At 42.6% G+C, this 25,668-nt stretch carries 25 protein-coding genes; 23 read left to right on the forward strand and 2 right to left on the reverse strand.

From position 1 onward, the window contains the following. Window positions 1–56: 56 nt before the first annotated feature. Complete coding sequence (locus PAENI_RS13895) at window positions 57–956, forward strand: NAD-dependent epimerase/dehydratase family protein (RefSeq protein ID WP_149645682.1); 900 nt, start codon at window positions 57–59, stop codon at window positions 954–956. 138 nt (window positions 957–1,094) lie between these two features. On the opposite strand, the gene PAENI_RS13900 is transcribed toward PAENI_RS13895, so the two are convergent. Then, window positions 1,095–2,072, reverse strand: coding sequence for a biotin--[acetyl-CoA-carboxylase] ligase (locus tag PAENI_RS13900; protein WP_076299795.1), 978 nt, complete (start codon window positions 2,070–2,072; stop codon window positions 1,095–1,097). A gap of 247 nt (window positions 2,073–2,319) precedes the next feature. On the opposite strand from PAENI_RS13900, the gene PAENI_RS13905 reads away from it, so the two are divergent. The 16 genes from PAENI_RS13905 (at window position 2,320) to PAENI_RS13985 (ending at window position 19,814) form a co-directional block, all read left to right on the forward strand. Then, on the forward strand, window positions 2,320–2,871 hold the full coding sequence (locus PAENI_RS13905) for a biotin transporter BioY (RefSeq protein WP_149645683.1): 552 nt from the start codon (window positions 2,320–2,322) through the stop codon (window positions 2,869–2,871). A 121-nt stretch (window positions 2,872–2,992) separates the two neighbouring features. Next, window positions 2,993–4,426 carry an AcpB/EbpR/MafR family transcriptional regulator gene (locus tag PAENI_RS13910; RefSeq protein WP_149645684.1) on the forward strand — a complete coding sequence of 478 codons (1,434 nt, stop codon included), beginning with the start codon at window positions 2,993–2,995 and terminating at the stop codon, window positions 4,424–4,426. Window positions 4,427–4,587: 161 nt separating this feature from the next. After that, entirely contained in the window at window positions 4,588–5,295 is a 708-nt protein-coding gene (deoD, locus tag PAENI_RS13915; protein ID WP_149645685.1) for a purine-nucleoside phosphorylase, read from the forward strand. 3 nt (window positions 5,296–5,298) lie between these two features. Next, window positions 5,299–6,645, forward strand: a complete 1,347-nt coding sequence (locus PAENI_RS13920) for a purine/pyrimidine permease (protein ID WP_262495603.1) — start codon at window positions 5,299–5,301, stop codon at window positions 6,643–6,645. 15 nt (window positions 6,646–6,660) lie between these two features. Continuing rightward, a complete protein-coding gene (locus PAENI_RS13925) occupies window positions 6,661–7,842 on the forward strand; it encodes a NupC/NupG family nucleoside CNT transporter (protein ID WP_149645686.1) in 1,182 nt (393 codons plus the stop codon). Window positions 7,843–8,152: 310 nt separating this feature from the next. Then, the gene (gene treC / locus PAENI_RS13930) at window positions 8,153–9,856 is read left to right on the forward strand and encodes an alpha,alpha-phosphotrehalase (RefSeq protein ID WP_149645687.1); all 1,704 of its coding nucleotides are present in this window, start codon (window positions 8,153–8,155) and stop codon (window positions 9,854–9,856) included. 50 nt (window positions 9,857–9,906) lie between these two features. Then, window positions 9,907–11,877: a PTS system trehalose-specific EIIBC component gene (gene treP, locus PAENI_RS13935; RefSeq protein WP_149645688.1), complete on the forward strand. Its 1,971-nt coding sequence runs from the start codon at window positions 9,907–9,909 to the stop codon at window positions 11,875–11,877. Window positions 11,878–12,040: 163 nt separating this feature from the next. Then, entirely contained in the window at window positions 12,041–12,760 is a 720-nt protein-coding gene (treR, locus tag PAENI_RS13940; protein WP_149645689.1) for a trehalose operon repressor, read from the forward strand. Between the two features lie 586 nt (window positions 12,761–13,346). Beyond that, entirely contained in the window at window positions 13,347–14,792 is a 1,446-nt protein-coding gene (locus tag PAENI_RS13945) for an MFS transporter (RefSeq protein WP_149645690.1), read from the forward strand. Window positions 14,793–14,909: 117 nt separating this feature from the next. Next, window positions 14,910–15,260: a metal-sensitive transcriptional regulator gene (locus tag PAENI_RS13950; RefSeq protein WP_149645691.1), complete on the forward strand. Its 351-nt coding sequence runs from the start codon at window positions 14,910–14,912 to the stop codon at window positions 15,258–15,260. Window positions 15,261–15,395: 135 nt separating this feature from the next. Further along, complete coding sequence (locus PAENI_RS13955; RefSeq protein WP_149645692.1) at window positions 15,396–16,319, forward strand: hypothetical protein; 924 nt, start codon at window positions 15,396–15,398, stop codon at window positions 16,317–16,319. 233 nt (window positions 16,320–16,552) lie between these two features. Beyond that, entirely contained in the window at window positions 16,553–16,810 is a 258-nt protein-coding gene (locus PAENI_RS13960; protein ID WP_149645693.1) for a glutaredoxin family protein, read from the forward strand. Between the two features lie 171 nt (window positions 16,811–16,981). Beyond that, a complete protein-coding gene (locus tag PAENI_RS13965) occupies window positions 16,982–17,251 on the forward strand; it encodes a hypothetical protein (protein ID WP_149645694.1) in 270 nt (89 codons plus the stop codon). Between the two features lie 71 nt (window positions 17,252–17,322). Then, entirely contained in the window at window positions 17,323–17,511 is a 189-nt protein-coding gene (locus tag PAENI_RS13970; protein WP_042188410.1) for a hypothetical protein, read from the forward strand. A 774-nt stretch (window positions 17,512–18,285) separates the two neighbouring features. Then, the gene (locus PAENI_RS13980) at window positions 18,286–19,551 is read left to right on the forward strand and encodes a beta-propeller fold lactonase family protein (RefSeq protein ID WP_149645695.1); all 1,266 of its coding nucleotides are present in this window, start codon (window positions 18,286–18,288) and stop codon (window positions 19,549–19,551) included. Window positions 19,552–19,622: 71 nt separating this feature from the next. Then, on the forward strand, window positions 19,623–19,814 hold the full coding sequence (locus PAENI_RS13985; protein WP_149645696.1) for a hypothetical protein: 192 nt from the start codon (window positions 19,623–19,625) through the stop codon (window positions 19,812–19,814). A gap of 436 nt (window positions 19,815–20,250) precedes the next feature. On the opposite strand, the gene PAENI_RS13990 is transcribed toward PAENI_RS13985, so the two are convergent. Beyond that, complete coding sequence (locus PAENI_RS13990; RefSeq protein ID WP_076283730.1) at window positions 20,251–20,916, reverse strand: helix-turn-helix transcriptional regulator; 666 nt, start codon at window positions 20,914–20,916, stop codon at window positions 20,251–20,253. A gap of 245 nt (window positions 20,917–21,161) precedes the next feature. On the opposite strand from PAENI_RS13990, the gene PAENI_RS13995 reads away from it, so the two are divergent. From PAENI_RS13995 to PAENI_RS14020, 6 genes are all read left to right on the forward strand, one after another. After that, on the forward strand, window positions 21,162–21,437 hold the full coding sequence (locus PAENI_RS13995; RefSeq protein WP_262495604.1) for an MFS transporter: 276 nt from the start codon (window positions 21,162–21,164) through the stop codon (window positions 21,435–21,437). Window positions 21,438–21,455: 18 nt separating this feature from the next. Next, the gene (locus tag PAENI_RS14000) at window positions 21,456–21,815 is read left to right on the forward strand and encodes a HesB/IscA family protein (RefSeq protein ID WP_410477467.1); all 360 of its coding nucleotides are present in this window, start codon (window positions 21,456–21,458) and stop codon (window positions 21,813–21,815) included. A gap of 23 nt (window positions 21,816–21,838) precedes the next feature. Next, on the forward strand, window positions 21,839–22,123 hold the full coding sequence (locus PAENI_RS14005) for a HesB/YadR/YfhF family protein (protein ID WP_149645697.1): 285 nt from the start codon (window positions 21,839–21,841) through the stop codon (window positions 22,121–22,123). A 153-nt stretch (window positions 22,124–22,276) separates the two neighbouring features. Then, on the forward strand, window positions 22,277–23,074 hold the full coding sequence (locus tag PAENI_RS14010; RefSeq protein WP_262495605.1) for a helix-turn-helix domain-containing protein: 798 nt from the start codon (window positions 22,277–22,279) through the stop codon (window positions 23,072–23,074). A gap of 215 nt (window positions 23,075–23,289) precedes the next feature. After that, a complete protein-coding gene (locus tag PAENI_RS14015; protein WP_149645698.1) occupies window positions 23,290–24,594 on the forward strand; it encodes an NtaA/DmoA family FMN-dependent monooxygenase in 1,305 nt (434 codons plus the stop codon). A gap of 26 nt (window positions 24,595–24,620) precedes the next feature. After that, window positions 24,621–25,667: an NAD(P)/FAD-dependent oxidoreductase gene (locus PAENI_RS14020; protein ID WP_149645699.1), complete on the forward strand. Its 1,047-nt coding sequence runs from the start codon at window positions 24,621–24,623 to the stop codon at window positions 25,665–25,667. Window position 25,668 lies beyond the last annotated feature (1 nt).

Raw genomic sequence — 25,668 nt, forward strand, 5'->3', positions numbered from 1 at the left:
CCACACTTTGTCGAATGGACAAGCATCAACAGCATAGATGAGGAGGAAATATTATTATGAAAGTGTTTATCACAGGAGCTTCAGGCTATATCGGCGGGTCGGTGGCTAAAGGTTTACTTGATGCCGGGCATACTGTCTTCGGTCTGGTTCGCAATCCCGATAAGGTGGAAGCATTAAGGGACATTGGTATAGAGTCTATACTCGGCACGTTGGAAAATACGGATACGCTAACGAAATATGCTAAGCTCAGCGACGCAGTAATTCACACAGCCGATTCAGATCATTTGCTGGCAGTTGAAACTTTTATAGCTGCTTTACGTGGAAGTGGAAAGCCATTTTTGCATACATCGGGTTCAAGTGTGGTTGGAGATGATGCCCGTGGCGAAACGGCGAGCGAACAAATTTTTGACGAGGAAACACCATTTGTACCTATGGATATTAGGGAAAACCGCGTAGCGATAAACAACCTCGTACGCAAGGCTGGAATTGAGGATTGGGTGAGAAGCATCGTGATAGTCCCATCTATGATTTATGGTGATGCACTAGCGTTGCCTGTGGAAAGCGATCAATTGCCGCAAATTATTCGCAAGTCGAGAGAGCTGCAGGCAGGCGTTCACGTAGGTAAAGGCGTAAATCGCTGGTCTAATGTCCACATCAAAGATTTGGTACAACTGTATGTATTGGCACTTGAAAAAGCACCGTCTGCATCGTATTTCTTTGCCGAAAATGGGGAGGAATCTTATGGGGACATCGCCAAATCTGTCAGCGAGGCGTTAGGCTTTGGGGGCAAGACCATAAGCTGGCCCGCAGACGAAGCGATAGCAGAACTTGGAGACTGGGCGCGTTTTGCTATCGCCTCGAACAGCCGTGTGCGTGCCACCCATGCAAGAAATCTACTTGCTTGGGCTCCGAAGGAAGAGTCGCTGCTTAGCTGGATAAAAAATAATTTGCAATAATAAACCACTGAAAAATGATTTCTCCATGTTTAAATTTGACGATCACCACGAATAACATATACGCAAAAGAAGCCGCCTACAAGGTGGCTTCTTTTGCGAAAAACGTCATAAGCTAGCCTATCTTAAAAAGAACAATAGCTAAATTTTAACACTGACTTCTCCATTTGAAAGATATTCCTCGTCACCATTTTCATATCTGACTTTCAGATGGCAATCGTTATCGATATCAATGGCTGTTGCCTTAAGCTGTTCATTATTCTTTATCACTGTTACGGGTTTGCCAAGTGAAATTAACCGTTTTCTATATTCGGAAAGAAACAATCTGTCCGTTAATTGCTCATAATATCCCATGAAATTGTTCAGTACTTCTGCTACCAGTCGGTTGCGGAGATCACCATAAGAATTGTTTTCAGAAATTACAGTTGTTGCAATCTCGGTAAGGTCGTTAGGAAAGCCGTCGAACGGCAGCGCTACATTGATACCAATACCAAGAACGGCATAATCAAGCCAGCTGTTTTCCAGTGACACGGATGCTTCAGTAAGAATCCCGCACACCTTTTTACCTTCCATGAAGACATCATTCACCCATTTAATCTGCGTTTCTTTACCGGATACGCTCTCGATGGAAAGGGCGACTGCAACAGCGGCGCAAGTGGTCAGCAGAGCGGAATCTGTTGCTGACAGCTTGGGACGCAGCAGGATACTCATATAGATACCCGTTCCCGGTGGAGAAAAGAATTTTCGGCCCATTCTCCCGCGTCCAGCGGTCTGTTCTTCGGAAAGGATCACCTTACCCTCAGCTTCTCCATTTGAGGCAAGGCTTTTTACGGCTTCATTCGTTGAAGATAGTGTCTTAAAAACTTCTAAACGTAACTTTTGCCCCTGGGTATCCAGATATTTTGAAATTGCACTTGCAGATAGGATATCTGTTTGAGGTGACATGGAATATCCTTTATTAGTTACAGCTTGTATGGAATATCCGTCTGTCTGTAACGATTTTATGGCTTTCCAGACAGCGCTGCGCGTCACGGATAACTGAACGGCTATTTCCTCGCCGGAAAAGTATTCACCCTTATTACTGTCGAGCAAGGCAAGAATATGTTCTTTTACTGTCATGAACTTAAACCTCCAAAAGTATAACTCTCCGACCAAAACCCATTGAATATAATAACATCCAACGATTGCGACTGAATACTCTAATTCTATATAACAATTGGAAAAACTCAAGCTTGGTATTTCATTCTATTGTGAACTATAGATTAATTTTTGGTTTACAATCATGAATATCTCCATTATAATTCAGCTTACTGGACGTATTTACTAACCAGAATACAATTATTTATATCCAATGGAGGTCAATTTTTTGAAGACAAAAGAACTTATTTATGCTGCATTATTCGCAGCACTTATCGCGGTGCTGGGCATGATTCCACCCATCCCCCTCGGCTTCATCCCCGTTCCGATCACTGCCCAGACGCTTGGCGTCATGTTAGCTGGATGTTTTCTGGGGAAACGGATGGGCGCCCTCAGTCTAGTCATTTTCATCATTCTGGTAGCCATTGGACTGCCTGTACTGACTGGTGGCCGCGGCGGAATCGCAGTGCTCATTGGTCCTTCTGCAGGATACATATTTAGCTTCCCTATCGCGGCCGGCCTTATCGGCTGGTATTCTGAAAAAATCTGGCCGAAGGTCCGAACTTGGAAGCTGATAGCGATCAACATAATCTTTGGTGTATTACTAGTGAGTGTGATTGGTGCACCAGTCATGGCATTAATAACCAATACGTCGATCTGGGCTGGACTTGTCGGAGCGTTAGCCTTTCTTCCGGGAGACATCATCAAAGCCGTTATAGCAGCCGTCATAACGATGCAGCTGAAAGCAATTAGCCCTATTGAAGAAAAAACACAAATATAAAGTGATGTGAAACTCGGGTAAATGAAACCCGAGTTTTTTTTATTGAAAAATAATATGGTTATAGATGTGAATTTGTTTATACTATAAAAATTAAAATGAAATTGAAATAGGGTGGATAACAATGGATAAGGGATTTAATTTAGCTAGCCAACTATTAACGCTGCTTGATACAGAACAAAGATGGTTTACCTTAGCCGAAGTGGAAAAAAGTTTAGGGATCTCAGATAAGACAATACGGAAGATGGTGGAGGAAATCAGTAAGCAACTACCCTCTACTGTAACCATTGAAGTTTCTAGAGGTAAGGGAATCGTTCTTCTACGTGATGGGCAAAGTACGATAAGTGAAGTGATTTCTTCTATGTTCAGACAAACCATTTTTTATCGGCTGATGCATTTATTGTTTACGAATGCTGGTCGAATGTCTGTGGAGGAGCTTTCTGAAGCCATGTTTATGAGTACCTCGTCTTTGAAGAAGCTGATTGTAGAATTAAATAATAATGATCTAAAAGCGTATAAGTTACGCATTAGTTACTCTACACCTGTGATCAAAGGGAATGAAATGAATATTCGATATTTTTATTGGAATTTATATTGTGATGCGTATGAGTTTACAGGATGGCCCTTTGTAAATATCGATTTTGCTTATATAAATCAGTTGATCACAAATATAGAGAATGAGAATAACATTGTATATTTTATCAATTCCAAAAGGAAATTGTCCTTTTTGTTGGCAATTGTAATAGAAAGAGCTGGGAAAGGATATTGTGTAACCATCGACGAAAATGCATACCCCTGGGAAAAAGGGATGTTTTATATACCAGTGAGAGCCATAGCAGAGCGTCTTGAAGAAAAGCTGTCCATCGAATTTCCAAAGAGTGAAATATTCTTTATGCAATCCATGGTTAGTCTCTGCCAATATCATTATTATGAAGGATCAGAGATCACTCCGATTAAAGAAGTCGAATTACACAAGGATAAAGAAGAATATCAAATGGGGAATCTGCTTCTAATGTTGTTGGCAAAGGTATACCCGAACTTGGATATGCATGAACGATTTATCTTGGAGATTTACGGGTTCTTTGACAAGTTATTAATCGAAAATGCCATTCCGGAATGGATGATGATTTCAAAAAGTCATTTAACAACATATGTAGAGCAGGAGTGCCAGCAGATTTATCAAGAAATGCAAACCTGTATGCAAACGTGGAATAAAACTTACCCTTCCGTTCTCTTCAATAATTTTCATTTAACAAAACTAACCTTAATTGTCCGCTCGAGTTTACGTTATAAGAGTAAGAGGGCTTTCTTAGTGATCGGGGAGGAATTTTCAATTCGTCATTACATAGCAGATTTGATAAAGAAGGAAATAGGGGATCAGTTGATCCTTAATACCTCCATTATGAAAGGGCTAACCGACGAGATCATGCAGCAAAATAATATTGATCTTGTCATTAGTAATATCCCGGTTGCACTAAAGACCGTGCCTGTTGTTATTATTTCTACGATCCCTTCTAAAAGAGATTTGGACAATATCCGTAAAGAATTGCTTTTATAATTTGACCAATTATTTTCCGTTACCTACGTAAGTTTTTGGTCTAGTTTGTAATGTTAAAAAACCTTATGCTCAATCTAGTTTCGAAACTGATTTTACTTGAGGGCAAGTGGAAAGCGATTTCGGTAAACCTCAGTTTACTATTAAAAGTTGGAGGAAGAACTATGAGTAGGCATTTAGGTGCAAATAAGGGAGAAATAGCAGAGCGCGTTTTGCTCCCAGGAGATCCTTTACGTGCAAAATTTGTAGCAGAACACTTTTTAGAGGGGGCTAATTGTTATAACGAAGTAAGAGGGATGTATGGATACACTGGATTATACAAGGGTGTACCGGTGTCAGTTCAGGGGACAGGGATGGGAAATCCATCGATGAGTATCTATGCTACAGAATTGATCGTCGATTATGAAGTTAAGAAATTGATTCGCATTGGTACATGTGGTGCGATGCAAAGTGAAATTAATATCCGCGATATTATAATAGCCCAAGCGGTGTCTTCAGACAGTAATATGACGGAGAAGATCTTTCATGGTTGTAATTTTGCACCTACAGCAGATTTCTCATTGTTAATGAAAGCGTATCAACAAGCACAAGCTAAAAATGTAAATGTTTTTGTTGGTAACATTTATAATTCTGATGAATTCTATCGTGAAAATTTAGATCGACTTCACAAGTTTATGGATTTTGGTGTATTAGCAGTAGAAATGGAAAGTACAGCCCTATACACTTTAGCCGCTAAATATGGTGTAAAAGCGTTATCGATTTTAACAGTCGGCAGTCAATTGCTAAGACAGGAACACCTGACTCATAAAGAAAGTGAACAATCCTTTTATGAAATGGTCGAAATAGCCCTTAACACAGTCATTGATGGCTGATTTATGGATAAGAGCAGTGTTGTTAGAAAAGAGAGTGAGAAAGAAATGAAGGTAATACTGTCAGGATTGCAGTGGATGATTTTTATGATCGCTGGTGCAATTGCTGCACCCATTGCTATCGCAGATTTATATAACTTAACACCCATAGAAACTTCCGGGCTTATCCAGAGCACAATGATTACTTTAGGGATAGCTGGATTTTTACAAGGCCTGATGGGTCATAAATTCCCTATCCATGAAGGTCCGGCAGGGTTATGGTGGAGCATTTTTACGATTTACGCAAGTTTAGTGGGGGGACTTTATTCTTCTAACAATGGTGCTTTACAAGCTTTAAGTGGGGCAATGATCATTAGCGGTGTGTTATTTATCCTAATTTCAGCATTTAAGCTAATGGATAAAATCGCTCGTCTATTTACTCCCACCATCACTTTTATTTATTTACTTTTATTGATCTTTCAATTAAGTGGATCTTTTATGAAAGGGATGATGGGGATTACCATAGCCCACACCACGTTAGATGTTAAAGTATTCATCCTTAGTGTGATTGTGGTTTGCATTACTTTTTGGTTAGGGAAAAGTCGCTTTGTAGTACTCAGCCAGTTTTCAATAATTTTCAGTATATTAATAGGCTGCCTATTATTTATTATCTGCGGTAATATACCAGTGTTTTCTCATGCGGATACTCTATTTAAGCTACCGAAAATATTCCCATTTGGCAGACCTCAATTCGATGCCGGGACAATCACTACTGCATTTTTATTAACGCTGTTATTAATAACCAATGCAGTTGCATCGATCCGTTTAATGGAGACCGTTATGAAACAAAAGCAAGTGGATCACCGTCGTTATTTGCGCGCCGGGTTTACTTCTGGAATTACGCATCTTATTAGTGGCGGTTTAGGAGCGGTCGGTTCTGTCCCTATCTCGGGAGCGGCGGGATATGTTGAACAAACAGGGATGAAGGAGCGCAGATCATTTTTAATTGGATGTTGCTTTGTGATCTCAATATCCTTATTTCCGCCAATGATGAATGTTATATCAGCGATTCCAGCTCCCATAGGCTATTCCGTTACCTTCGTCATTTTTGTGAAGATGGTCGGACTAGCGCTAAAGGAATTGAAGAAGGTCATTCATGAAGAACGAACATTTATCGTAAGTGGAATTTCCCTTTTAGTGGGTGTGGGTTTAATGTTTATCCCTTCATCAGCTACGGCCCACTTATCTCCGATCGTGATAGCCATTTTAAATAATGGATTAATATGCGGAAGTCTGTTGGCGATTATTTTGGAACAAGGGTTAATGTGGAAAGATGCATTTCGATATGAGGATTCCAAGAAAATTAACCGATAATTTGGAGGGCTAAAAATGCATTATCTAATTTCTATTGCTGGTTTGGTCATTGTTCTATTACTGGCATGGCTAGGAAGTAACAATAAGAAAAAGATTAAATATCGACCAATCATTGTAATGATTGCTATTCAGATCGGTTTGGGATTAATTATACTAAAAACAAGTATAGGTGAATTCTTAATTAAAGGGTTTGCCGATAGTTTTGCAAAATTACTTGGATACGCCAATGAAGGGACTGACTTTGTTTTTGGTGGGATTGCAAATGAAGGGGCCCATACATTTTTCCTTTATGTTTTGATGCCAATTGTTTTTATGTCGGCATTAATTGGGATATTGCAGCATTACAAAATTCTCCCGTTCATTATCAAGTATATTGGTTTGGTACTAAGTAAAATAAATGGCATGGGCAAATTGGAGTCTTATAATGCAGTTGCAGCCGCAATTGTAGGACAAAATGAAGTGTTTATTTCGGTGAAAAACCAGCTTGGATTATTACCAAAACATCGCTTGTATACATTATGTGCGTCTGCAATGTCGACGGTATCCATGTCAATTGTTGGTTCATATATGACGATGCTAGAACCTCGGTATGTAGTAGCTGCATTGATATTAAACCTATTTGGCGGATTTATCATTTCATCCATCATTAATCCGTATGAAGTTACACCTGAAGAAGATATTGTTGAAGTTCAGGTAGAAGAAAAACAAACGTTTTTTGAAATGCTGGGCGAATATATTATGGATGGCTTTAAAGTAGCCATAGTAGTTGGTGTAATGTTGGTTGGTTTCGTTGGGATCATTGCATTAATTAACGGGATCTTCAGCGGAGTATTCGGTATCTCGTTTCAAGGAATTTTAGGGTATGTCTTTGCACCCATTGCCTTTCTTATCGGTGTCCCATGGCATGAAGCTGTTGATGCAGGCAGTATCATGGCGACAAAGCTTGTTGCGAATGAATTCGTTGCTATGCTTGACTTTGTTAAAATCCAAGATGGTTTAAGTGGGCGTACTACAGCCATTGTCTCGGTTTTTCTAATCTCATTTGCTAACTTTGGGTCCATTGGTACCATTGTGGGTGCAGTGAAAGGCTTAAATGAAAAACAAGGGAATATTGTGGCTCGATTTGGATTGAAACTGTTATTTGGCGCCACACTTGTAAGCGTTTTATCCGCTCTGATCATCGGTATCATTTTTTAGTTAAACTTAGCGGATTTTCGTCATCGTTATGAATTCTGCACAAGACATCTTTGTATATAAAAAGCCGCTTTCTTAGCGGCTTTTTTTGTTGTGATTATAGAACAATTATTAAGATAGGAAATAGGAATAAGAATAATTGATTATCAAATGGGTTAATTAAAGAAGAACCGCCAGTTTTTACTCTTTTTCCGAGTCAGATAGCAAAAGTATTGACAACCTGTATATACAGGTTTAAACTGTGTGAAGTGTTTGAACTTGTATATACAGGTTTAATATTTGACATAAAGTAATTCTTTTGGAGGTGTTCAACTTGAGTCAGTCCCAGTATTCGGAGTGGTGGCGCCGGTCCACGGTGTATCAGGTGTACCCGAAGAGCTTTAAGGACACTACAGGCAACGGAACAGGAGATGTTAAAGGACTTATTGAAAAATTAGATTATTTTCAGAAGCTTGGAATTGATATTGTCTGGTTACAGCCGGTCTATGTCTCGCCACAACATGATAACGGTTACGATGTTGCGGATTATGAAAATATCAACCCGGATTTTGGTACGATGGAGGATTTCGACGAGTTAGTACAGGAACTGCACAGACGTGAAATGAAGCTAATGATTGATATCGTGGTTAACCATACTTCAACAGAACATGAGTGGTTCAAACAGTCCATTTCAAGCAGGAATAATCCCTACCGTGATTACTATATCTGGAAGGACCCGGCTCCGGACGGTGGCTTACCCAACAATTGGCAGTCGAAGTTCGGAGGTCCTGCCTGGCAGTTTGATGAAGCTTCGGGACAATATTATCTTACTCTCTTCGATAAAACCCAGGCCGATCTGAATTGGGAGAACGAGAAGGTACGTAGAGCAGTGAATGATATGATGCTATTCTGGGCTAAAAAGGGTGTCGACGGCTTCCGCATGGATGTAATTAATTTAATCTCCAAGGATCAACGTTTCCCTAACGATGACGGGAGTGTTCCACCGGGGGATGGACGCAAGTTCTATACTGACGGTCCACGGGTTCATGAATACATCAAAGCGATGTACGAAGAGGTATTTGGTCCATATGAGATGGTGACAGTCGGAGAGATGTCCTCAACTACATTGGAGCATTGCATCCGATACTCGAGTCCTAAAGAGCGGGAATTTTCCATGACTTTCAATTTTCATCATTTAAAAGTCGATTATCCGAATGGACAGAAGTGGGAGCTAATGCCCTATGATTTTGAGGCGATGAAAAGCTTGTTCACAGAGTGGCAGACCGGAATGCAGAAAGGTCAGGGCTGGAACGCCTTATTTTTTAACAATCACGATCAACCGCGTGCCCTCTCCAGATTCACTGATGATAAGGTCTACCGTGTAGAGAGTGCCAAGCTGCTTGCAACAACTCTGCATGGCCTTCAGGGAACACCTTATGTGTATCAGGGGGAAGAAATCGGGATGCCAAATCCGGTATGGAAGAGCATCGATGAGTTCCGTGACATTGAGTCACTGAATATGTACCGTATTTTGTGTGAACAGGGGAAAAGCCCTAAGACTGCCCTGAGTATTCTTCAGGAACGTTCACGGGACAATTCCCGTACGCCGATGCAGTGGGATGACAGCCGAAATGCCGGATTCACCACAGGTACTCCATGGCTGAAAGTTGATGAGCGGTATTCGGACATCAATGTGCAGAAGGAGCTAGCCAATCCCGATTCCATCTTCCATCATTACCGCAAGCTGATTGCGCTACGCAAGGATTATGGGATATTCATTGAAGGTGTATTCAAGAGACTCGATGATGGTCATCCTGAAGTGTTCGCTTACGCCAGAACAGGTGATGGAGAGGCGCTTGTAGTGGTCTCGAACTTCAGCAGTAAAGAGATTACCTTCCGCTTTGAAGATAGTCACTGGGCAGAGTTATCATCAAGTGGTAAAGACGAGCTTCTGATTGGAAATACAACAGAAACACCTGCATTAACACAAGAGCTTCAGCTTAGTCCTTATGCTTCCTACATGTGGTTAATCCGCTAACGAGGTGTACTTGAGAAGGAGCACAAATCAATTATGTAAGGAGTGAAAATATGGCTATAGACCGCAAAAATGTTGAGGATATTGTACGGGCAGTTGGGGGCAAGGAGAATATAGAGGTTGCGACACATTGTGTAACCCGGCTGAGATTCTCGCTGTATGATGAGAGCAAGGTGGATTCGGAAGCCTTGGACCGCAACGAACTAGTAAAGGGACAATTTTCTAGCCAAGGGCAGTTTCAGATCGTTATCGGACCGGGAACTGTAGATAAAGTATACGATGAAATGATTCAGATCACTGGCGGTTCTCGTTCTTCCAAAGATGAAGTGAAATCCGCTGCTGCCCGAAAACAGAATCCGCTGCAGCGTGCGATCAAGACGCTGGCTGATATATTTATTCCTATTCTTCCAGCTATCGTAACCGCAGGTTTGCTGCTTGGGATCAATAATATTTTGACCGGGCCTGGTATCTTCTTTGATAATCAGTCGCTGGTGGATGTCTATCCCGCATGGAAAGACATTGCTGCGATTATTAATACGATTGCCAGCACAGCTTTTACCTTTTTACCAGCACTTATCGGTTGGGCAGCTGTTACACGTTTCGGCGGCAGTCCTCTGCTCGGGATCGTTTTGGGTCTCATTCTCGTGCACCCAGATCTATTAAGTGCCTATAACTATGCAAGTGCTTCCACTGAGGGTACTGTTCCAACCTGGAATTTGTTCGGCTGGCATTTGGAGAAGATCGGTTATCAGGGACAAGTATTGCCAGTGCTGGTTTCGGCCTATATTCTGGCAAGGCTGGAGAAGTTCCTCAACCGCCGGGTGCATGATTCCATTAAACTACTGGTTGTTGCGCCAGTGACTTTACTGATTACTGGTTTTCTAGCCTTCACCATTATCGGACCGGTTACGTTTGGCATTGCCAATGCCATCACCTCCGGACTGATCTTTGTATTTGATCATTTTGCGCTTCTTGGTGGCTTGATTTACGGCGGATTCTATGCGCTTCTGGTCATCACTGGTATGCATCATACCTTCTTGGCGGTTGATGTGCAGCTCATCGGCAGCGAGGGCGGTACTTTCCTCTGGCCGATGTTAGCATTATCCAATATTGCACAAGGTGCCGCAGCACTGGCAATGATGTTCGTAGTCAGAGAACAGAAGGCAAAAGGCTTGGCGGCTACATCTTCCGTCTCTGCATTCCTTGGCGTGACGGAGCCGGCGATCTTCGGAGTGAATATCCGCTATCGTTATCCTTTCATCTTCGGGATGATCGGCTCAGGGATTGCCGGTGTGCTTCTTACCGTTAATCAGGTTCGTGCTTCTTCCATTGGCGTAGGCGGGATTCCCGGCTTCCTTTCGATATTCCCGAACCAGTGGGGCGTGTTCTTCATTGGTATGCTTATTGTTCTCATTGTGCCATTTTTCGCCACTGTACTCTACGGCCGTTCTGTGGTGGGGCGTTCCGAAAAGAACTCAGCTACAAAGGCTACTAGTACTGTGAGCGAGACAGACAATTTGAATAGCCGCCCTACAGTTCAAGAGTCACAGGAATCCGTGAATATTCTGGAGCTTATTTCTCCGCTCAGTGGAACTGCAGTATCCCTAGAACAGGTGCCTGATCCTGCCTTTGCCGAGAAGCAGATGGGCGAAGGCGTTGCAATCGAACCTTCTGAGGGTAAAGTATATGCACCCTTTGATGCTACAGTAGCACATGTGATCAAGAGCAAACATGCGCTTATATTGGAGCATGCCAGTGGTGTACAAGTACTCATCCACGTTGGAATTAATACCGTGTCGCTTAAAGGCAGTGGTTTTACCACACATAAGAATATTGGCGACAAGGTGCAGGCAGGCGAGCTTCTGCTAGAATTTGATATGGAAGCTATCCGCGCAGCAGGTTACCCTTTGATTACTCCAATCATCATTCCTGCAGGTCAGGATATGGTGGAGAAGATTGAGGAGAAGACTGGACCAGCTGCAGCTAGACAATCTAGCATCTTGACTATTCATCTCAAGGGTTGATACAGGCTATATTGGCAAAGACTTTATATTACAGAAAGACAGCCCCTGGGGGCTGTTTTTCTGTAAATATAAGAATTCATATGTTCCACGCTATAAATTCCCCTCCAATTGAATCGATGCTTCCAAAGGCATGACGTGATACAATAAAGGGCGGTGATCAAAATTGAGAGAAAATAAATATTTGCAAATTTATAATGAGTACAGCAACCAAATTCTTTCTGGACAACTAGTACCGGGAACCAAGCTGCCCTCTGAAAGTGAACTTGCTGAAGCTTACAGCACTTCACGAGAGACCGTTCGCAAAGCGCTGAACCTGCTGTTCCGTGAAGGATACATTCACAAAATTAAGGGCAGAGGCTCCTTTGTGCTTGATATGACGAGAATGGATTTCCCCGTTACCGGTCTGATTTCATTTAAAGAGATGGCTGATACACTGGGTACTGCCTCACGGACACTGGTAGAGCGGACAATAAGTGAGCCGGCAGGCTCCGCGCTCGCCAGACATCTACAGATTCCGCCTGAAACCCTGGTTTGGAAAGTTATTCGTGCCAGAGAGATTGAAGGTGATCGGATCATTTTGGATAAGGATTATTTCCGAGCGGATATTGTTCCATTCCTAAGCGAGGAAATCGCGGAAGGCTCACTCTATGAATATCTTGAGCAGGAGTTGGGGCTTAAAATCAGTTATGCGAAGAAGCTGATATCCGTTGAGCCTTCTACCGAGGAGGATCATAGACTGCTTGATTTGAAGAGTTACACGCATATTGTAGTAGTACGAAACTATGTTTATTTGGAGAACACGGTGCTTTTCCAATATACCGAGTCCAGGCATCGACTGGATAAATTTCAGTTCGTGGATTTTGCTCGAAGGGTGAAACGTTAAGCTAAGCTTAAAGAGGGGTGTCCCAGTTTGGGATACGCCTTTTTTTCCAAAAAGGCACTAGATTACCGATACAAGAAGGCTTGAGAAGTTCATTCCTACGTTCGCAAATAACGATATATTAAGAAAAAGGCTGCCCTCAGAGGCAGCTTTTTTATATGGCGTTCTAAACAACAAGCTACCCCTGGCGATTCCTCATTCCTCATTACTCATAAAGCATCTCTCATATTTTTATATGATAATTATAGTTAATCGCTTCTGTGAAAAATAAGAGGAAGAGAGATTTATTCCAGTCTTTCTCTTAATGAGGTAGAGGGATAGAGACAATAAAACGCCTAAATCGTAATGACGTGGATAAGGAAAGTTGATTTCAATTTTCTTATGGTTGAAGGCAAAACCATGAATCGTCTTCTGGGTGCCAATAAACAGCCTTGTAATGAATATTTTCCTAGTTCAGTTTTGAAATTCTTCTGGTACTGAGGAGAATACGAAAATCCACTCTTGACTTTATAGGGTAGGGGGGTATAGTATTGCTACGTTGGTATTAAAAATTTTAATTATTGGTTACCAAAGGAGGAGAAAGAAAGTTATGAATAATCAAGCACAGACTTTACCGCAAGCCGATCCCAAACGCTGGATGGCGTTGGCCTTACTATGTCTTGCCAATTTTATGGTGATCATGGACACATCCATTATCGGCGTTGCACTGCCAGCCATCAAAGAAGCGCTCGGCTATACGCAGGCAAGTTTACAGTGGGTGTTTAATGCGTATGTCATTTTCTTTGGCGGATTATTGTTACTTGGTGGTCGATTGTCCGATCTATTTGGTCAGCGCCGCATATTCATGTGGGGATTTTCCATTCTAACGTTAGCTTCCTTGCTGGCAGGACTCGCTTGGAACGAGGAAGCGCTTAATGTTGGTCGCGCCCTACAAGGATTTGGTTCCGCGTTAATAGCCCCATCCGCGTTAACGATTGTTATGATGCTCTTCGGTGGCAACCCCAAAGAACTAGGGAAAGCATTAGGCTTCTGGGGCGCATCAGCTGCTGCTGGCGGTTCAGCCGGCGTGTTTCTTGGCGGGGTCATTACCGAGTGGCTCAGCTGGCAATGGACCTTCCTCATCAATGTACCCGTTGGCATTATTGCATTACTCCTGTCGCCTGGACTTTTAGCCAAGGGAATGCGAAGAAAAGGCAGCATTGACGTCATTGGCTCCATCTTCGTCACAGCGGCTTTGGTTTTGGTGGTATATGGCATTGTTACTGCAGAACACAATGGATGGGGAGCGCCATCCACGTTGTGGACGCTTATTTCAGGAATCGTGTTATTTATCCTGTTCCTGATCATTCAGGCAACTAAAAAAGAACCGCTTGTTCCACTGAAGATTTTTAAAACACCCAATCTGGCTGCAGGCAATATCGCGCTCATTATGCTGGCTGGGAGTTGGATTCCGCTGTGGTATTTCCTCAATCTCTATATGCAGCAGGTGCTAAAGTTTTCTGCTTTCGCCGGCGGAGTCGGCTTACTGCCGATGACGGTCCTAATTACTATCTTCATGATTTTGATTACCGGTAAATTAATCGGAAAATTCGGAATAAAAGCAAACTTGGTCATTGGATTGATTGCACTCGGGGGTTCGATGCTTCTGTTCGCTAGCAATACGCCGGTTGATGGGAACTTTATCGTTAACGTGCTTCCAGCTTCCTTGCTTGGTGCACTTGGCATGTCACTTGCCTATATTCCGGCTACGATGTCTGCCATGTCGGGGGCTAAACCCGAAGAAGCAGGGCTTGCATCGGGTCTCGCCAATACGAGCTACCAGATTGGGTCAGCTATCAGTTTGGCCATCATGGTTGCGATTGCGGGTTCAACAACTGCTTCCCAAACCGGTATTGACCCGGTCTCCGTGCTAAACGAAGGCTTTCAACAAGCTTTTATGTGGTCCGGTATCGTCGCTCTTGCAGGTGCTGTGCTAGCGTTTCTATTTATCCGTTCACCTAAGCAGGGTGAAGCAAGTGACAAGGTAGCTATGTAACCAATGAATCGAGCACCAGTGCCTGATCAACGGAGTTGACAGGACTCCATCCAATTAACAAACTTATATTTTATGTATATAGGGGTGTGGAGTATTTTAAAAGAATGGGGGATTCCGATGAGCAAAGAATCGATACTCTTTGAACAAGTGATACAGCAAGATCCGGGCTTTTGCTCACCTGGAGAGGATAAGCACAAGAGCCATCATTCCGATCAAGCCAATAGCGATCTGCTCAACCGATTGAATCGAATCGAAGGACAGGTCCGTGGCATTAAAGGCATGATTGAGAAAGATATTTACTGTGACGATATGTTGAATCAGATCTCTTCGGTGCAAGCAACATTGAATGATGTCGGGAAGCTAGTACTTGAATATCATATGAAAAGTTGTGTCATCGAACGGATTCAAGTAGGGGATACGGAAGTATTAACGGAATTCATGAAGACGATCAATAAACTGATGAAATAAAGGTCGGACCGCTTTCAGTAATGATACGGCTTTTATGCCATCATTATTATAGGGTAAGGGGAGGCTTTGCGGCTGCAGCGTGTCAAGATGCGCTCTGCATCTTCGAATTTAGATTGAAACGGAGTTGCTATAACCATGAAGAAGAAGATACTCCTCATCGCTGCTGCGGTGGTCGCTTTTAGCGTATTGGCTGCATGCGGCAAAGCGGAGGACAAGAAGCCAGCAAACGGAAATAACCATGCCGGGCATGCAGCAAGCAGCGGGCAAGAGAACGCCGAGAAGCATACAGGAAATGAGAAAGAGGAGGCGGGAGACATGGATCACAGAGGCAGCCACGGCAATCATAGCGCAGCTGCGAAGCCTGTATTGGAGGATCTTAACGTATCGTTTACCTTCCCCACAGGCGCCGCAAAAGCAAACGAAGAAACGGAATTGACTATTCAAATTACGGATAAGGACGGGAAAACGATCAATAAGTATGATATCAATCACGAGAAATTGCTTCATCTCATCATCGTCAATCACGATTTGTCATTCTTTAACCACATTCATCCCGAGTTTAAGGGAGACGGCACATTTACAGTGAACACTTCGTTCCCGGCTGGAGGTGAGTACAAGGTGTTTGCGGACTTTATTCCTACTGGCGGTGCCAATTCCACGCTTAGCGAGTGGGTGAAGGTGGAAGGCAAGGAAAGTAAACATGCCGCGATTACGCCCGAAGGGAAACTGGTGAAAGAAGTGGGTGGCAAGGAAATTGAACTGGCCTTAAGTGGTACGAAACCAAACGAAGAAGTGACATTGACCTTCAACATTCGCGATGCGAAGACGAAGAAGGGGATTGATAACCTGGAGCCTTATTTAGGAGCGGTCGGCCATGTTGTGATTCTATCAAAAGATGCGAATCAATATCTTCATGTTCATCCAATCGATGAGAAAGCTACGGGACCGGATGCGAAATTCGCGACTTCTTTTCCGCAAAGCGGGACGTATAAATTATGGGGACAATTTCAGCATAACGGGGAAGTGTTCACCGTACCATTCGTAGTTGATGTGAGGTAAGGCGAATGATCATGGGATAAAAGACGATACTGGCGGTATCATCTGCTATTCAAGTCGGGGGACGTCGCTTTACGCCGAATCTGCTTACCAAGATAGGTATGATTTGTTTCTGTCGTATCCACGCGATCGATTTATACAAGGAGCAGGCGAAAGGGAAAGAAAAGTTTAGCATGTTGTGGACCGAATTAAATCGAGCAGTGAAAACAAATTAACGCGTAAAGGAGCGAACATTTATGCTGAAAATCGATTCGAAAACACCGATCAAAATTTACACGATTCCAACTTGCAGCGATTGCCGATTTGCCAAGCGCTACTTTAATGAGCATCAAATTCCCTACATCGAATTCAACTGCGAAGAAGATTTCAATTATGCGAAGGAAGTGCTGGAGCTGACAGGCAAGCAGATCGTACCGACCATTGTCATTCAAGACAAGGTGTTCGTTGGTTTCTCTGAAAACTTGAACGAGATAAGCAATCTTCTGCAAACTTGACTGCTAAAATGATGGAAGTATGGTAGACAAAGGAGATTAGCGATGAGTGCCCTTCCTATATAAGGAAGGGCTTTTTTGAATAGAGCAATTATAAAAATGTCATCGACCTACAATGTCTAGAGTTATTTATGTGGTAAAATTAGGATAAGTGAATCTTGGGAGGCGAGTAAATTGAGTCTCGATCTTGTGATGATCATTTTTCTACTGTTCTTAAATATTCCAGTATATAAAGTATTGTTTCGCGTGTTCTTTGTGGATAATGATGATTATAACGAAACGATTAGACATACTTTTACACCTAACATCGTTTCATTATTCCGAGGAGAGTATTGGAAGGATAGAATGAATACGGCAAGACTTCAGTTTTTTATTATTCTTTGCGTTGGGATCATTGTTTTAGAATACCTTGTTTTGAATAAAGTATTTGAAATTCTTGCATAAGCTCCGCTCTATTATGGAAAACTTCTGTAGTGCGAATAAACTGCATGATTCCATTTTGGGAGGATAACATTATGACAAATCAGGATCCGCAGGAGCTTCTTAAGAGTAAACACAAGCTAGATGAGCAGAAAAGGCAGTTCACAAATTTTGCCCGAAGTGCTTCCGGTCATGGTGAAGTAGAAGCAGGCCAGGAATTCAGTAATGATCGAGTGCCTGACGATCAAAACCGCATGAAATCTGTTGAGAACAGACAAGATTGACCTTAAAAAAGATTTTAAATAAGTCGATCCTTTTCTGGATCGGCTTATTTTATAATTATTACGTTGTAAGGTGTTGTTTGAAAAGGTATCGGATGCTAGAGTTTTCTTGCTTTAATTACAGAAGTTACAGGAAGCATCTTTGCTTTTTTTGGAAAATCGCTTTTATCGTCCCGCAACTGCATAAGTTATCATCAGATTGCTCAATCATTTGCTCAATGACAAATGGATCCGATAATGTTAACGTACTTTCGTCAAGAGATACTGAACACCAAGATTCATCGAAATAACAATTTTTAAACTAGCATATCATTTTCTGTATAAATACATTTGTGTATAGGGTGAGACCATCTGTAAATAAATGATCCATCTTTTTAATCCTCTGGTAGTTTTCTTCCATGGGTGAACAGATCAATTTTGCTGAAAACCGTGCGCTGTAAAAAGTTTCCTTGTTCTTTCGATTTATTTTTCTGATAAACCCGTTCGAACATCATGATGCTCCAGGCATGCAGATGGATTCGCAGATTATAGGACAATCAGACTCGAGTAATATGGGCGGGTGAGCGTATTTTTGATGAATCTGACTTGCTTAATATTCGGATTTGCTCCTATAGGAGGCATAAGCACAAACCTTTCCTGGATAAAAGGGCAGTCCAGCCATCATTAAATTCCAGCTATAGTATAGTCCAATCCCAACTACTGTTCTTACATACGTTAAAGAGAGACTGCTAGTTTTTTAAATCTTTAATTATGGGAATTAAGGGAGGATTCGTTAGAATGGCAATTTTATCATCAGGACCTATTGATAATAGTGCTGTGAGCGGTGTCAGGCCTACTGAGCAGGTGACGGTCAAGATCGATAACCGGGATGCGCTGAATCAGTCCGCTATTCTGATCCAAGGGTACAATTTAACCCTCACAAGGACTTTGTATGTAAGCGAGCTTATTACGGCTTCTCCAGACGAGGTGATCACAAGAAATTACTTTGCCAATCTGGATGCCTTTGAGTTTGTCTTTACAACGGAAGGTCTCGCTGAATTGCAAACGGAAATCTCCGTGTGGGGCAAAAACTCAGCCGGGGAGCTGGTTACCGCCCACCGTCTTGTCTCATCCGAGCTGCTGGGAGCTGAAAATAGGGGAGCCACAGGCTCCGTTAACCGCATTTATGTTTCCAATTTCAATAGCAATGATGTTTCTGTGATCAACGGAGTAACAGGTGCGGTGATAGTAGTCATCCCTGTAGGCGTGAATCCTGCGGGAGTAGCCATAAACCCGTTAACCAATCGTATTTATGTTGCTAATTTGAACAGCGACAACGTATCCGTTATCGACGGAGCGACCAATACGGTGCTGGCCACCGTTCCTGCCGGGGATGGAGCAGGTGCAGTCGCGGTCAATACCTCTACCAATGCTATCTATGTTGCCAACTTTAATGATAATACTGTTACTGTCATTGACGGATTAACCAACACTGTCGTGACTACCATTATTCCCGCCGGCGGTTCTCCTTTTCCAACGGGGATCGGTGTGAATTCCTTAACCAATACTATTTATGTAGCTGATTTCAACTCGGATATTGTTACCGTCATTGACGGGGCTACGAATATGGTTATTACACAGATTCCCGTTCAGGTTAACCCGTTCCGGGTCGGTGTTGATCCCTTAACGAACCGGATTTATGTCTCGAACTTCACCAGTAACACCGTTTCAGTCATTGATGGAGCCACCAATACCGTGATAACTAACTTGCCTGTAGGAACGACTCCGGCTGAATTGGGAGTGAACATATCAACCAATGCCATCTATGTGCCAAACCGGGATGACGACAATGTGTCGGTGATTGGCGGATTAACGAATACGGTGATTACTACCATTCCGGTCGGGAATAACCCAAATGGTGCAGGAGTTAATCCATTGACTAACCGCATCTATATCACCAATCAGGATGATAACACGGTATCGGTCATTGATGGGGTTACCCAGGTTGTGATTAGTGTTATTCCTGTAGGTGCACATCCGTTCTCAGTCGGTGTCAATCCGTAGGAGGCAAGGACAAAGAATTTAGTACACTCTAAATTCTGTTCTTCATCTTACCGCAGGGGGTGAATTATACGATGGAAATAACATCGGCAGAAGAAATCATGATTCTGTTGTCGAGCATGGACAAAGAGCATTCTGTAGCACGTATCTACGTTCCGGGCATAGGTGAATTCACGATTGTACTGCAGAAGAAAGAAGGCAACAGCGGGGCAGCAGCAGAAGAACGCATACCGGCAGCAGGGTTAACAAGGAACCCTTATCTTTAGAGATTGCCAGTAAATCAGCTTTCTTCCGGTAAGGAAGAGGCTGATTTTGGGGTTTGTATCTGAGGGTCGTGATTGCTGATTATACACCTTATTCCTGGGACATTGGGGTATGGTATACTTCAAGATCTCGATAGTGAACATTACCATTTTGTTAGCTGAATTAGGCATCTCCTTTTTACTTTTTAAGAAGCGTGAGAAGTTACCTTTGTATGTAATAGTGCGATGGTGGCAGAAGGGTTGTTCTTACTAACTATGTGTATGGGGGGAGATAGGCTGTGAGCTTGTAGATTTTCAAGGTATTGGGAATGGACTAGTGTATTCGATAATCTGAAAAAATGAGATACTTCCCATAAATCTCATAGGCGGCTGGTTCTTTCATCCGTCGCAACGCTGGTTTTAAGATCGAGGGACAAGAACATAGTCCCTTTAAAAGTCGCTAAAACAACAGCTTATTTTGCCTAACCGTATATACACAGTTTCTTCCTCCCGCTAAAATGTACTCCCCCCGTTCAATATGAACATTATTTCCTAGAACAGTTTTAAATAGATGTAACTCATTCTTGCATAACCCGGTACATACAGCAGCAGCTTCACAGATCGGGCAATGTTTCTCAATGAATAAAAGACTGCCATCATCCTGCTCCTTAACCTCGGCCATATAACCTTCATTTGTTCGAATCTCGGCCAGTTTCTCCAGCTTCACTCTAACGTCTGCTGTATCACCAAGATGCTGAAGATATTGTTCTTGCATATTCTTATTTCGAACAGCCAGCAGCTTGTCCAGCCCCTCATTTCCGAAAGCTTCTTTCATGGAATTGATCAAACTGATGGATAAATCCGAATATCCGCTTGGAAAAAATCGATCGGCCGCGGGTGTTAAGATCCATAGCTTGGTGGGTCGCCCCATGGGACGGGACTCTTCTTTATTAGTAACCAGCCCTTCTTCTTTCAGATCATTCAAATGTTGACGAATAGCCATTCCAGATAGCGAAAACTGGGAGGAGAGTGCCATAACATCCATTCCCCCTTGTTGCTTTAACAGATCAATGATCGCTCTTCGGGTCTTGGTTGAGACATCCTTTTTAGTATGATTTCGGCTCAAGGTGCACCTCCTTTTGAAGCAACTAAATCTACATCACAGACTACATTTTAAACAAAAATGTTGACAAAGTCAAAGCTGAACTGTAGCTTAGACATTATAAACAAAAATGTTTACTAAGTGTCCGGATACGATGTATACATACCAATTTTCTTGGAGGTCACATTTCATGCCTTCTAATCATCAAAGCATTTTCAGCCCACGTTATTTTGTACTATCCATAGGTATTATTATGTCAGTGATGGCCATTGGATTCGAAGGCCTGTGTAACCACCATTGCCCCTTCAAGTGCTGTAGATTTGAACGGCCTTAGCATGTTTGGCTGGATATTAAGTACGTATCTGCTTGCGGAGATTATCGGGACTCTGGTCGTCGGTCGAATCATAGATAGAAGAGGACCTGCAGTACCGTACACTATCGCACTTCTTTTGATTATCATTGGGCTGATCGCTGCCGCAACATCAGGCAATACGTATACCAAGATAGGAACGGGTATCCAATCTTTAGGTTTGAAAAACAAATAAACGAAGGAGGAGTTCAAAATGATCATCGAGGTCAGTGATAAGGCATCAGAAAAAATCGCCGAAATCTTATTAAGTGCGAATATCCGAAATCCATTTCTTAGAGTCGGTGTTGATGAAGGGGGATGCAGTGGATTATCCTACACCCTAGTCGTAGATGAACAGCAGGCAGAAGAGGACATTGTATTAAATAAAAAGGATTTTAGTATATTGGTTCACCCGAATAGTATTCCATATATTGACGGGCTTGAAATTGACTATGAAGAGAGTGGAATGGTAGGCGGATTCACTATGAATAACCCTAATGCAAAAGCTTCATGTGGATGCGGAGCTAGTTTCAGAATGGCCAATTATCGTGGTGAAGTAAAAAAATGCGATTAAACTGCAGGAAGGAGAGAAGAGGAGTGATATCATTTGCAGTATCCGAAAAAGCATTGGATTCATTTAAGAATGAATGGGATTTGGAAGAGGGCCAATATGTAAGAATTTATGCAAAATATGCCGGTGGAGGCTCAGATGCTTTCACTGTTGGAATAAATGCAAGTGCTACACCGGTCGATCCAGCATGGGTTCAATCCATTGGCGGATTTCATTTCTTTGTTGAAAACACTGATGTTTGGATCTTACAGGATGAACTTCTTCAAATTGATTGTAATGAAAACGGCATATTTTCAACCAAAATCTCCTAAGCATCTTCTGGAGTGCAATGTACAGTAGAATATCTACTACTCTTCTAGCAATTTTTCACACTATTCTCTATACTATTTTAAATAAATATCAGAATTGGATCTGATTTTAAAAGAAGCATGGTGCTAGGAAGCAGGTGCAGAACATTGATAAATTTGGACAAATTAGCAAAGGCATTTACTAAAGGTGTCTATGATATAGAAGATAGAAGCAGATTAGTCATCCAGCCCAAAAGTTTATTAAGTGAATTTACCACCGTTAAGCATGGATTTCTGTTTATCATTCGCGGGGGAGCCAGAATACGTGTGAATGGAACGGTATATGAATTACGGCCAGGGTCAGTTTTTCATGCGGCTCCAGGCATGCAAATGGATTCGCAGGTTATAGGACAATCAGAGCTTGAGTATTACTCCCTTTTTTATAAATTGGATATGCCAGAAGAAATGAATTGTACTACCGAATTTGACTCTCATTTCAAGCTGGAGCCAGGAGCCAATCTAAAAATTATTGAATTACTAATCATGCTTCATCAGAATACCCATCCATCCGGAGAAATTGGAAAGCTGCGTATCAAAGAGCTGTTCTTAAGCCTAATGCATCAGGTTCTGATTGCTTGCAGTTACAGAGAGAACGACAGTTCACCGAATCAAAGGATGGTAGACGAAGCCCTCGCATACATTAAACTCCATTATATGAATTCACTAACACTCGGTGAGTTAGCGGAACGGCATGCAATGAGTACGAACCGCTTCTCTTACTTCTTTCACAAATACACGGGGCTGCGCCCAATCGACTATGTCGTTAATTATCGTATGGAACGAGCTTGTGACTTACTCAAAGCAGGCAATTTTCCTATCCACGAGATTGCGGACCGTGTCGGTTATGACAATCCGCTGTATTTCAGCCGATTATTTAAAAAGAAATTCGGTGTTTCTCCCTCTGCCTATAGATAAATAGATAATATACATATCGAGTTTCTTATACTTGAATTAAGTCTGCAGCTACTGGTGATGAACCAGAAGTGCAGACTTTTTTATTTAGCTTAAATAATGATGCATGTAGAATTTGAGATTTGTACATTTGAATTTATTTAAATTTTTGATAAACTCACCCTTGTAACTGAGAATCATTATCAGTAAATTGATTTATAAATGAAAGGCTGGTAGATATGACAGGAAACAGACAATTATGTATTGGGTTGTCCTTAAATGCAACCTGGATGAAAGGAGACGGCTGGCGGCACCCGGATAGCGGAGTCGAAAAGATGAGGTCTATCAAATATTATATTGATTTGGCAAAAATGGCGGAGAATTCTAAGCTCGATTTTCTTTTCAGGGCAGATTATCTGTATGTTAGCCCGCAGATGTTAGGGGATTCCTCTAATTTCGGCAGTCCGGACCCTGCATTGTTTTTTGCAGCGATAGCCCGTGAAACCGAGCGGATCGGACTAGTGACGACGATTTCTACCACTTTTAATCCGCCTTATGTTGTAGCAAGACAGCTTCAGTCTTTACACTGGCTGAGCAATGGACGTGCCGGCTGGAATATTGTCACTTCTATTGAAGGCGCCGATAATTTCAGCGATTCACCTATGCCTTCACCGGAAGAGAGATATGCCAAGGCAAAAGAGTTCACGGATGTTGTATGCAAGCTGTGGGAGAGTTTTCCGAATGAAGCGATTGTTATCGATCGTCAGTCGGGTATGTTCTCGGATAAGGATAAAGTAACTGCTATAAATCATTCCGGTGAATTTTTCAGTGTAAAAGGACCACTTACTTTGCCTGCTCACAGGTCAGGAACGCCTCCACTATTTCAAGCCGGCGCTTCGGATATTGGACGGAATTTCGCTTCTTCCGTTGCAGATGCTATTTTTGCAGCAATGCCGGATATCGAATCAGGAGTGGAGCTAAGAAATGATCTGAGAAAAAGAGCGGCAGAGCAGGGACGTGATCCGGATGCCATCAGAGTTTTGCCGGGCTTATATTTTTTCCTGGCTGATACGCGCGAAGAAGCGCTTGAATTACATAAGACCGCACATGCGAATTTAAGTCTTGAGCGCAGACATGCCTCGCTTAAATCGGTGTTAGGTCTTGATTTAACCGATTATTCCATAGATAGGCGCGTAACTACCGATATGTTATCCGATCCAAATCAGGCCGTCCGCAGTCGGACACATGCCGAACTATTGCGGCGGTATATTATCAAAAACCAGCCTACAGTGAAAGAGATCCTGGACAGGCCGGAGGTTGTCGGATCTGCTCATTGGGTATCTGTCGGGACAGTCGAGGATGTACTGAACGATATTATTGAGCGGTTTGAAGCGGGGGCTATGGATGGCTTCATCGCCTTGCCGGGCGGTTCAGAACAATCTTTGGAACTGTTTTTTGAGAAGCTGGTACCGAAGCTGGTTGAGAGAGGCTTGTTCCGAAGTGAATATACGGGGTGCACTTTTCGTGAGCATCTAGGGATATAAAAAAAGAGAGTTGAGGCGATTGAACGATGCATGAAGAGGAAATGTTTGATGTTACGATTATTGGCGGCGGTCCGGCCGGATTATTTGCTGCATTTTATAGTGGACTCCGCGAAATGAAGACCAAAATCATTGAATTTCAGCCTGTACTTGGCGGCAAAGTGCATGTCTATCCGGAAAAGATGATATGGGATGTGGGAGGCTTACAACCTATTCTTGGCTCGCAGCTTATTGAACAAATGGTTGCGCAAGGGATGACGTTCCAGCCGGAGGTTGCTTTTAATGAAAAGGTCACATCCATCTCGAAAGATGAAGCAGGTTACTTTATATTGCACACGGCCGCAAACCGGAAGCATTTCACTAGAACTGTAATATTGGCCATTGGAGGAGGCATTCTGAAGCCGATCAAGCTTGAAATCGAGGGTGCCGAAAGATTTGAAATCACAAATTTGCATTATACGGTGAAGTCACTTGCCCGCTTCAAAGAGAAGACTATTCTAATATCGGGTGGCGGACATTCTGCTGTTGACTGGGCGAACGAACTGGCCCCGATTGCCAAGAAGGTGTATTTAACGTACCGGAAAGAGAACTTAAAGGGGCATGAAGCCGATATTTCACGCTTGGCGAACAATGGCGTAGTGTGCTTGTTAAATACTTCAATCGAAAAATTGATTGCCACACCGGATCACGAAAGAATAGGGACAGTGCTGCTAAAAAGCAATGACAACGGAGAAGCATTTGAGCTGTCCGTTGATGAGGTCATCATTAATCACGGTTATGAACGCGACAAGGAACTACTGGTGAACAGTGAAATTAAAATTGATCTGTGGGAACATCGGATTTCAGGATCAGCAATGAGCGGGACATCCGTGCCGGGCATTTATGCGGCAGGTGATGTTCTGCATCATGAAGGAAAGCTGCACCTGATAGCGGGAGCGTTCCAGGATTCTGCCAATGCAGTAAACCAGGCCAAACAATACATCACGCCGGAGGCAAATTCGACCGGGATGGTGTCTTCGCACAATGACCTGTTCATACAGAAAAACCGTGATTTAATGAAGCATTTATACAGATAGT

The sequence above is a fragment of the Paenibacillus sp. B2(2019) genome, assembly GCF_008370385.1.
GTDB lineage: Bacteria > Bacillota > Bacilli > Paenibacillales > Paenibacillaceae > Paenibacillus_AQ.

Excerpts from the sequence above, each read along its gene's own strand:
- PAENI_RS13985 (WP_149645696.1), top strand. The coding sequence starts at position 19,623 with ATGGAAATAACATCGGCAGAAGAAATCATGATTCTGTTGTCGAGCATG.
- PAENI_RS14015 (WP_149645698.1), top strand. The coding sequence starts at position 23,290 with ATGACAGGAAACAGACAATTATGTATTGGGTTGTCCTTAAATGCAACC.
- PAENI_RS13920 (WP_262495603.1), top strand. The coding sequence starts at position 5,299 with ATGGATAAGAGCAGTGTTGTTAGAAAAGAGAGTGAGAAAGAAATGAAG.
- PAENI_RS13980 (WP_149645695.1), top strand. The coding sequence starts at position 18,286 with ATGGCAATTTTATCATCAGGACCTATTGATAATAGTGCTGTGAGCGGT.
- PAENI_RS13945 (WP_149645690.1), top strand. The coding sequence starts at position 13,347 with ATGAATAATCAAGCACAGACTTTACCGCAAGCCGATCCCAAACGCTGG.
- PAENI_RS14000 (WP_410477467.1), top strand. The coding sequence starts at position 21,456 with ATGATCATCGAGGTCAGTGATAAGGCATCAGAAAAAATCGCCGAAATC.
- treP (WP_149645688.1), top strand. The coding sequence starts at position 9,907 with ATGGCTATAGACCGCAAAAATGTTGAGGATATTGTACGGGCAGTTGGG.
- PAENI_RS13895 (WP_149645682.1), top strand. The coding sequence starts at position 57 with ATGAAAGTGTTTATCACAGGAGCTTCAGGCTATATCGGCGGGTCGGTG.
- PAENI_RS13955 (WP_149645692.1), top strand. The coding sequence starts at position 15,396 with ATGAAGAAGAAGATACTCCTCATCGCTGCTGCGGTGGTCGCTTTTAGC.
- PAENI_RS13910 (WP_149645684.1), top strand. The coding sequence starts at position 2,993 with ATGGATAAGGGATTTAATTTAGCTAGCCAACTATTAACGCTGCTTGAT.
- PAENI_RS13960 (WP_149645693.1), top strand. The coding sequence starts at position 16,553 with ATGCTGAAAATCGATTCGAAAACACCGATCAAAATTTACACGATTCCA.
- PAENI_RS13925 (WP_149645686.1), top strand. The coding sequence starts at position 6,661 with ATGCATTATCTAATTTCTATTGCTGGTTTGGTCATTGTTCTATTACTG.
- PAENI_RS14020 (WP_149645699.1), top strand. The coding sequence starts at position 24,621 with ATGCATGAAGAGGAAATGTTTGATGTTACGATTATTGGCGGCGGTCCG.
- PAENI_RS13970 (WP_042188410.1), top strand. The coding sequence starts at position 17,323 with ATGACAAATCAGGATCCGCAGGAGCTTCTTAAGAGTAAACACAAGCTA.
- deoD (WP_149645685.1), top strand. The coding sequence starts at position 4,588 with ATGAGTAGGCATTTAGGTGCAAATAAGGGAGAAATAGCAGAGCGCGTT.
- PAENI_RS13950 (WP_149645691.1), top strand. The coding sequence starts at position 14,910 with ATGAGCAAAGAATCGATACTCTTTGAACAAGTGATACAGCAAGATCCG.
- PAENI_RS13900 (WP_076299795.1), bottom strand. The coding sequence starts at position 2,072 with ATGACAGTAAAAGAACATATTCTTGCCTTGCTCGACAGTAATAAGGGT.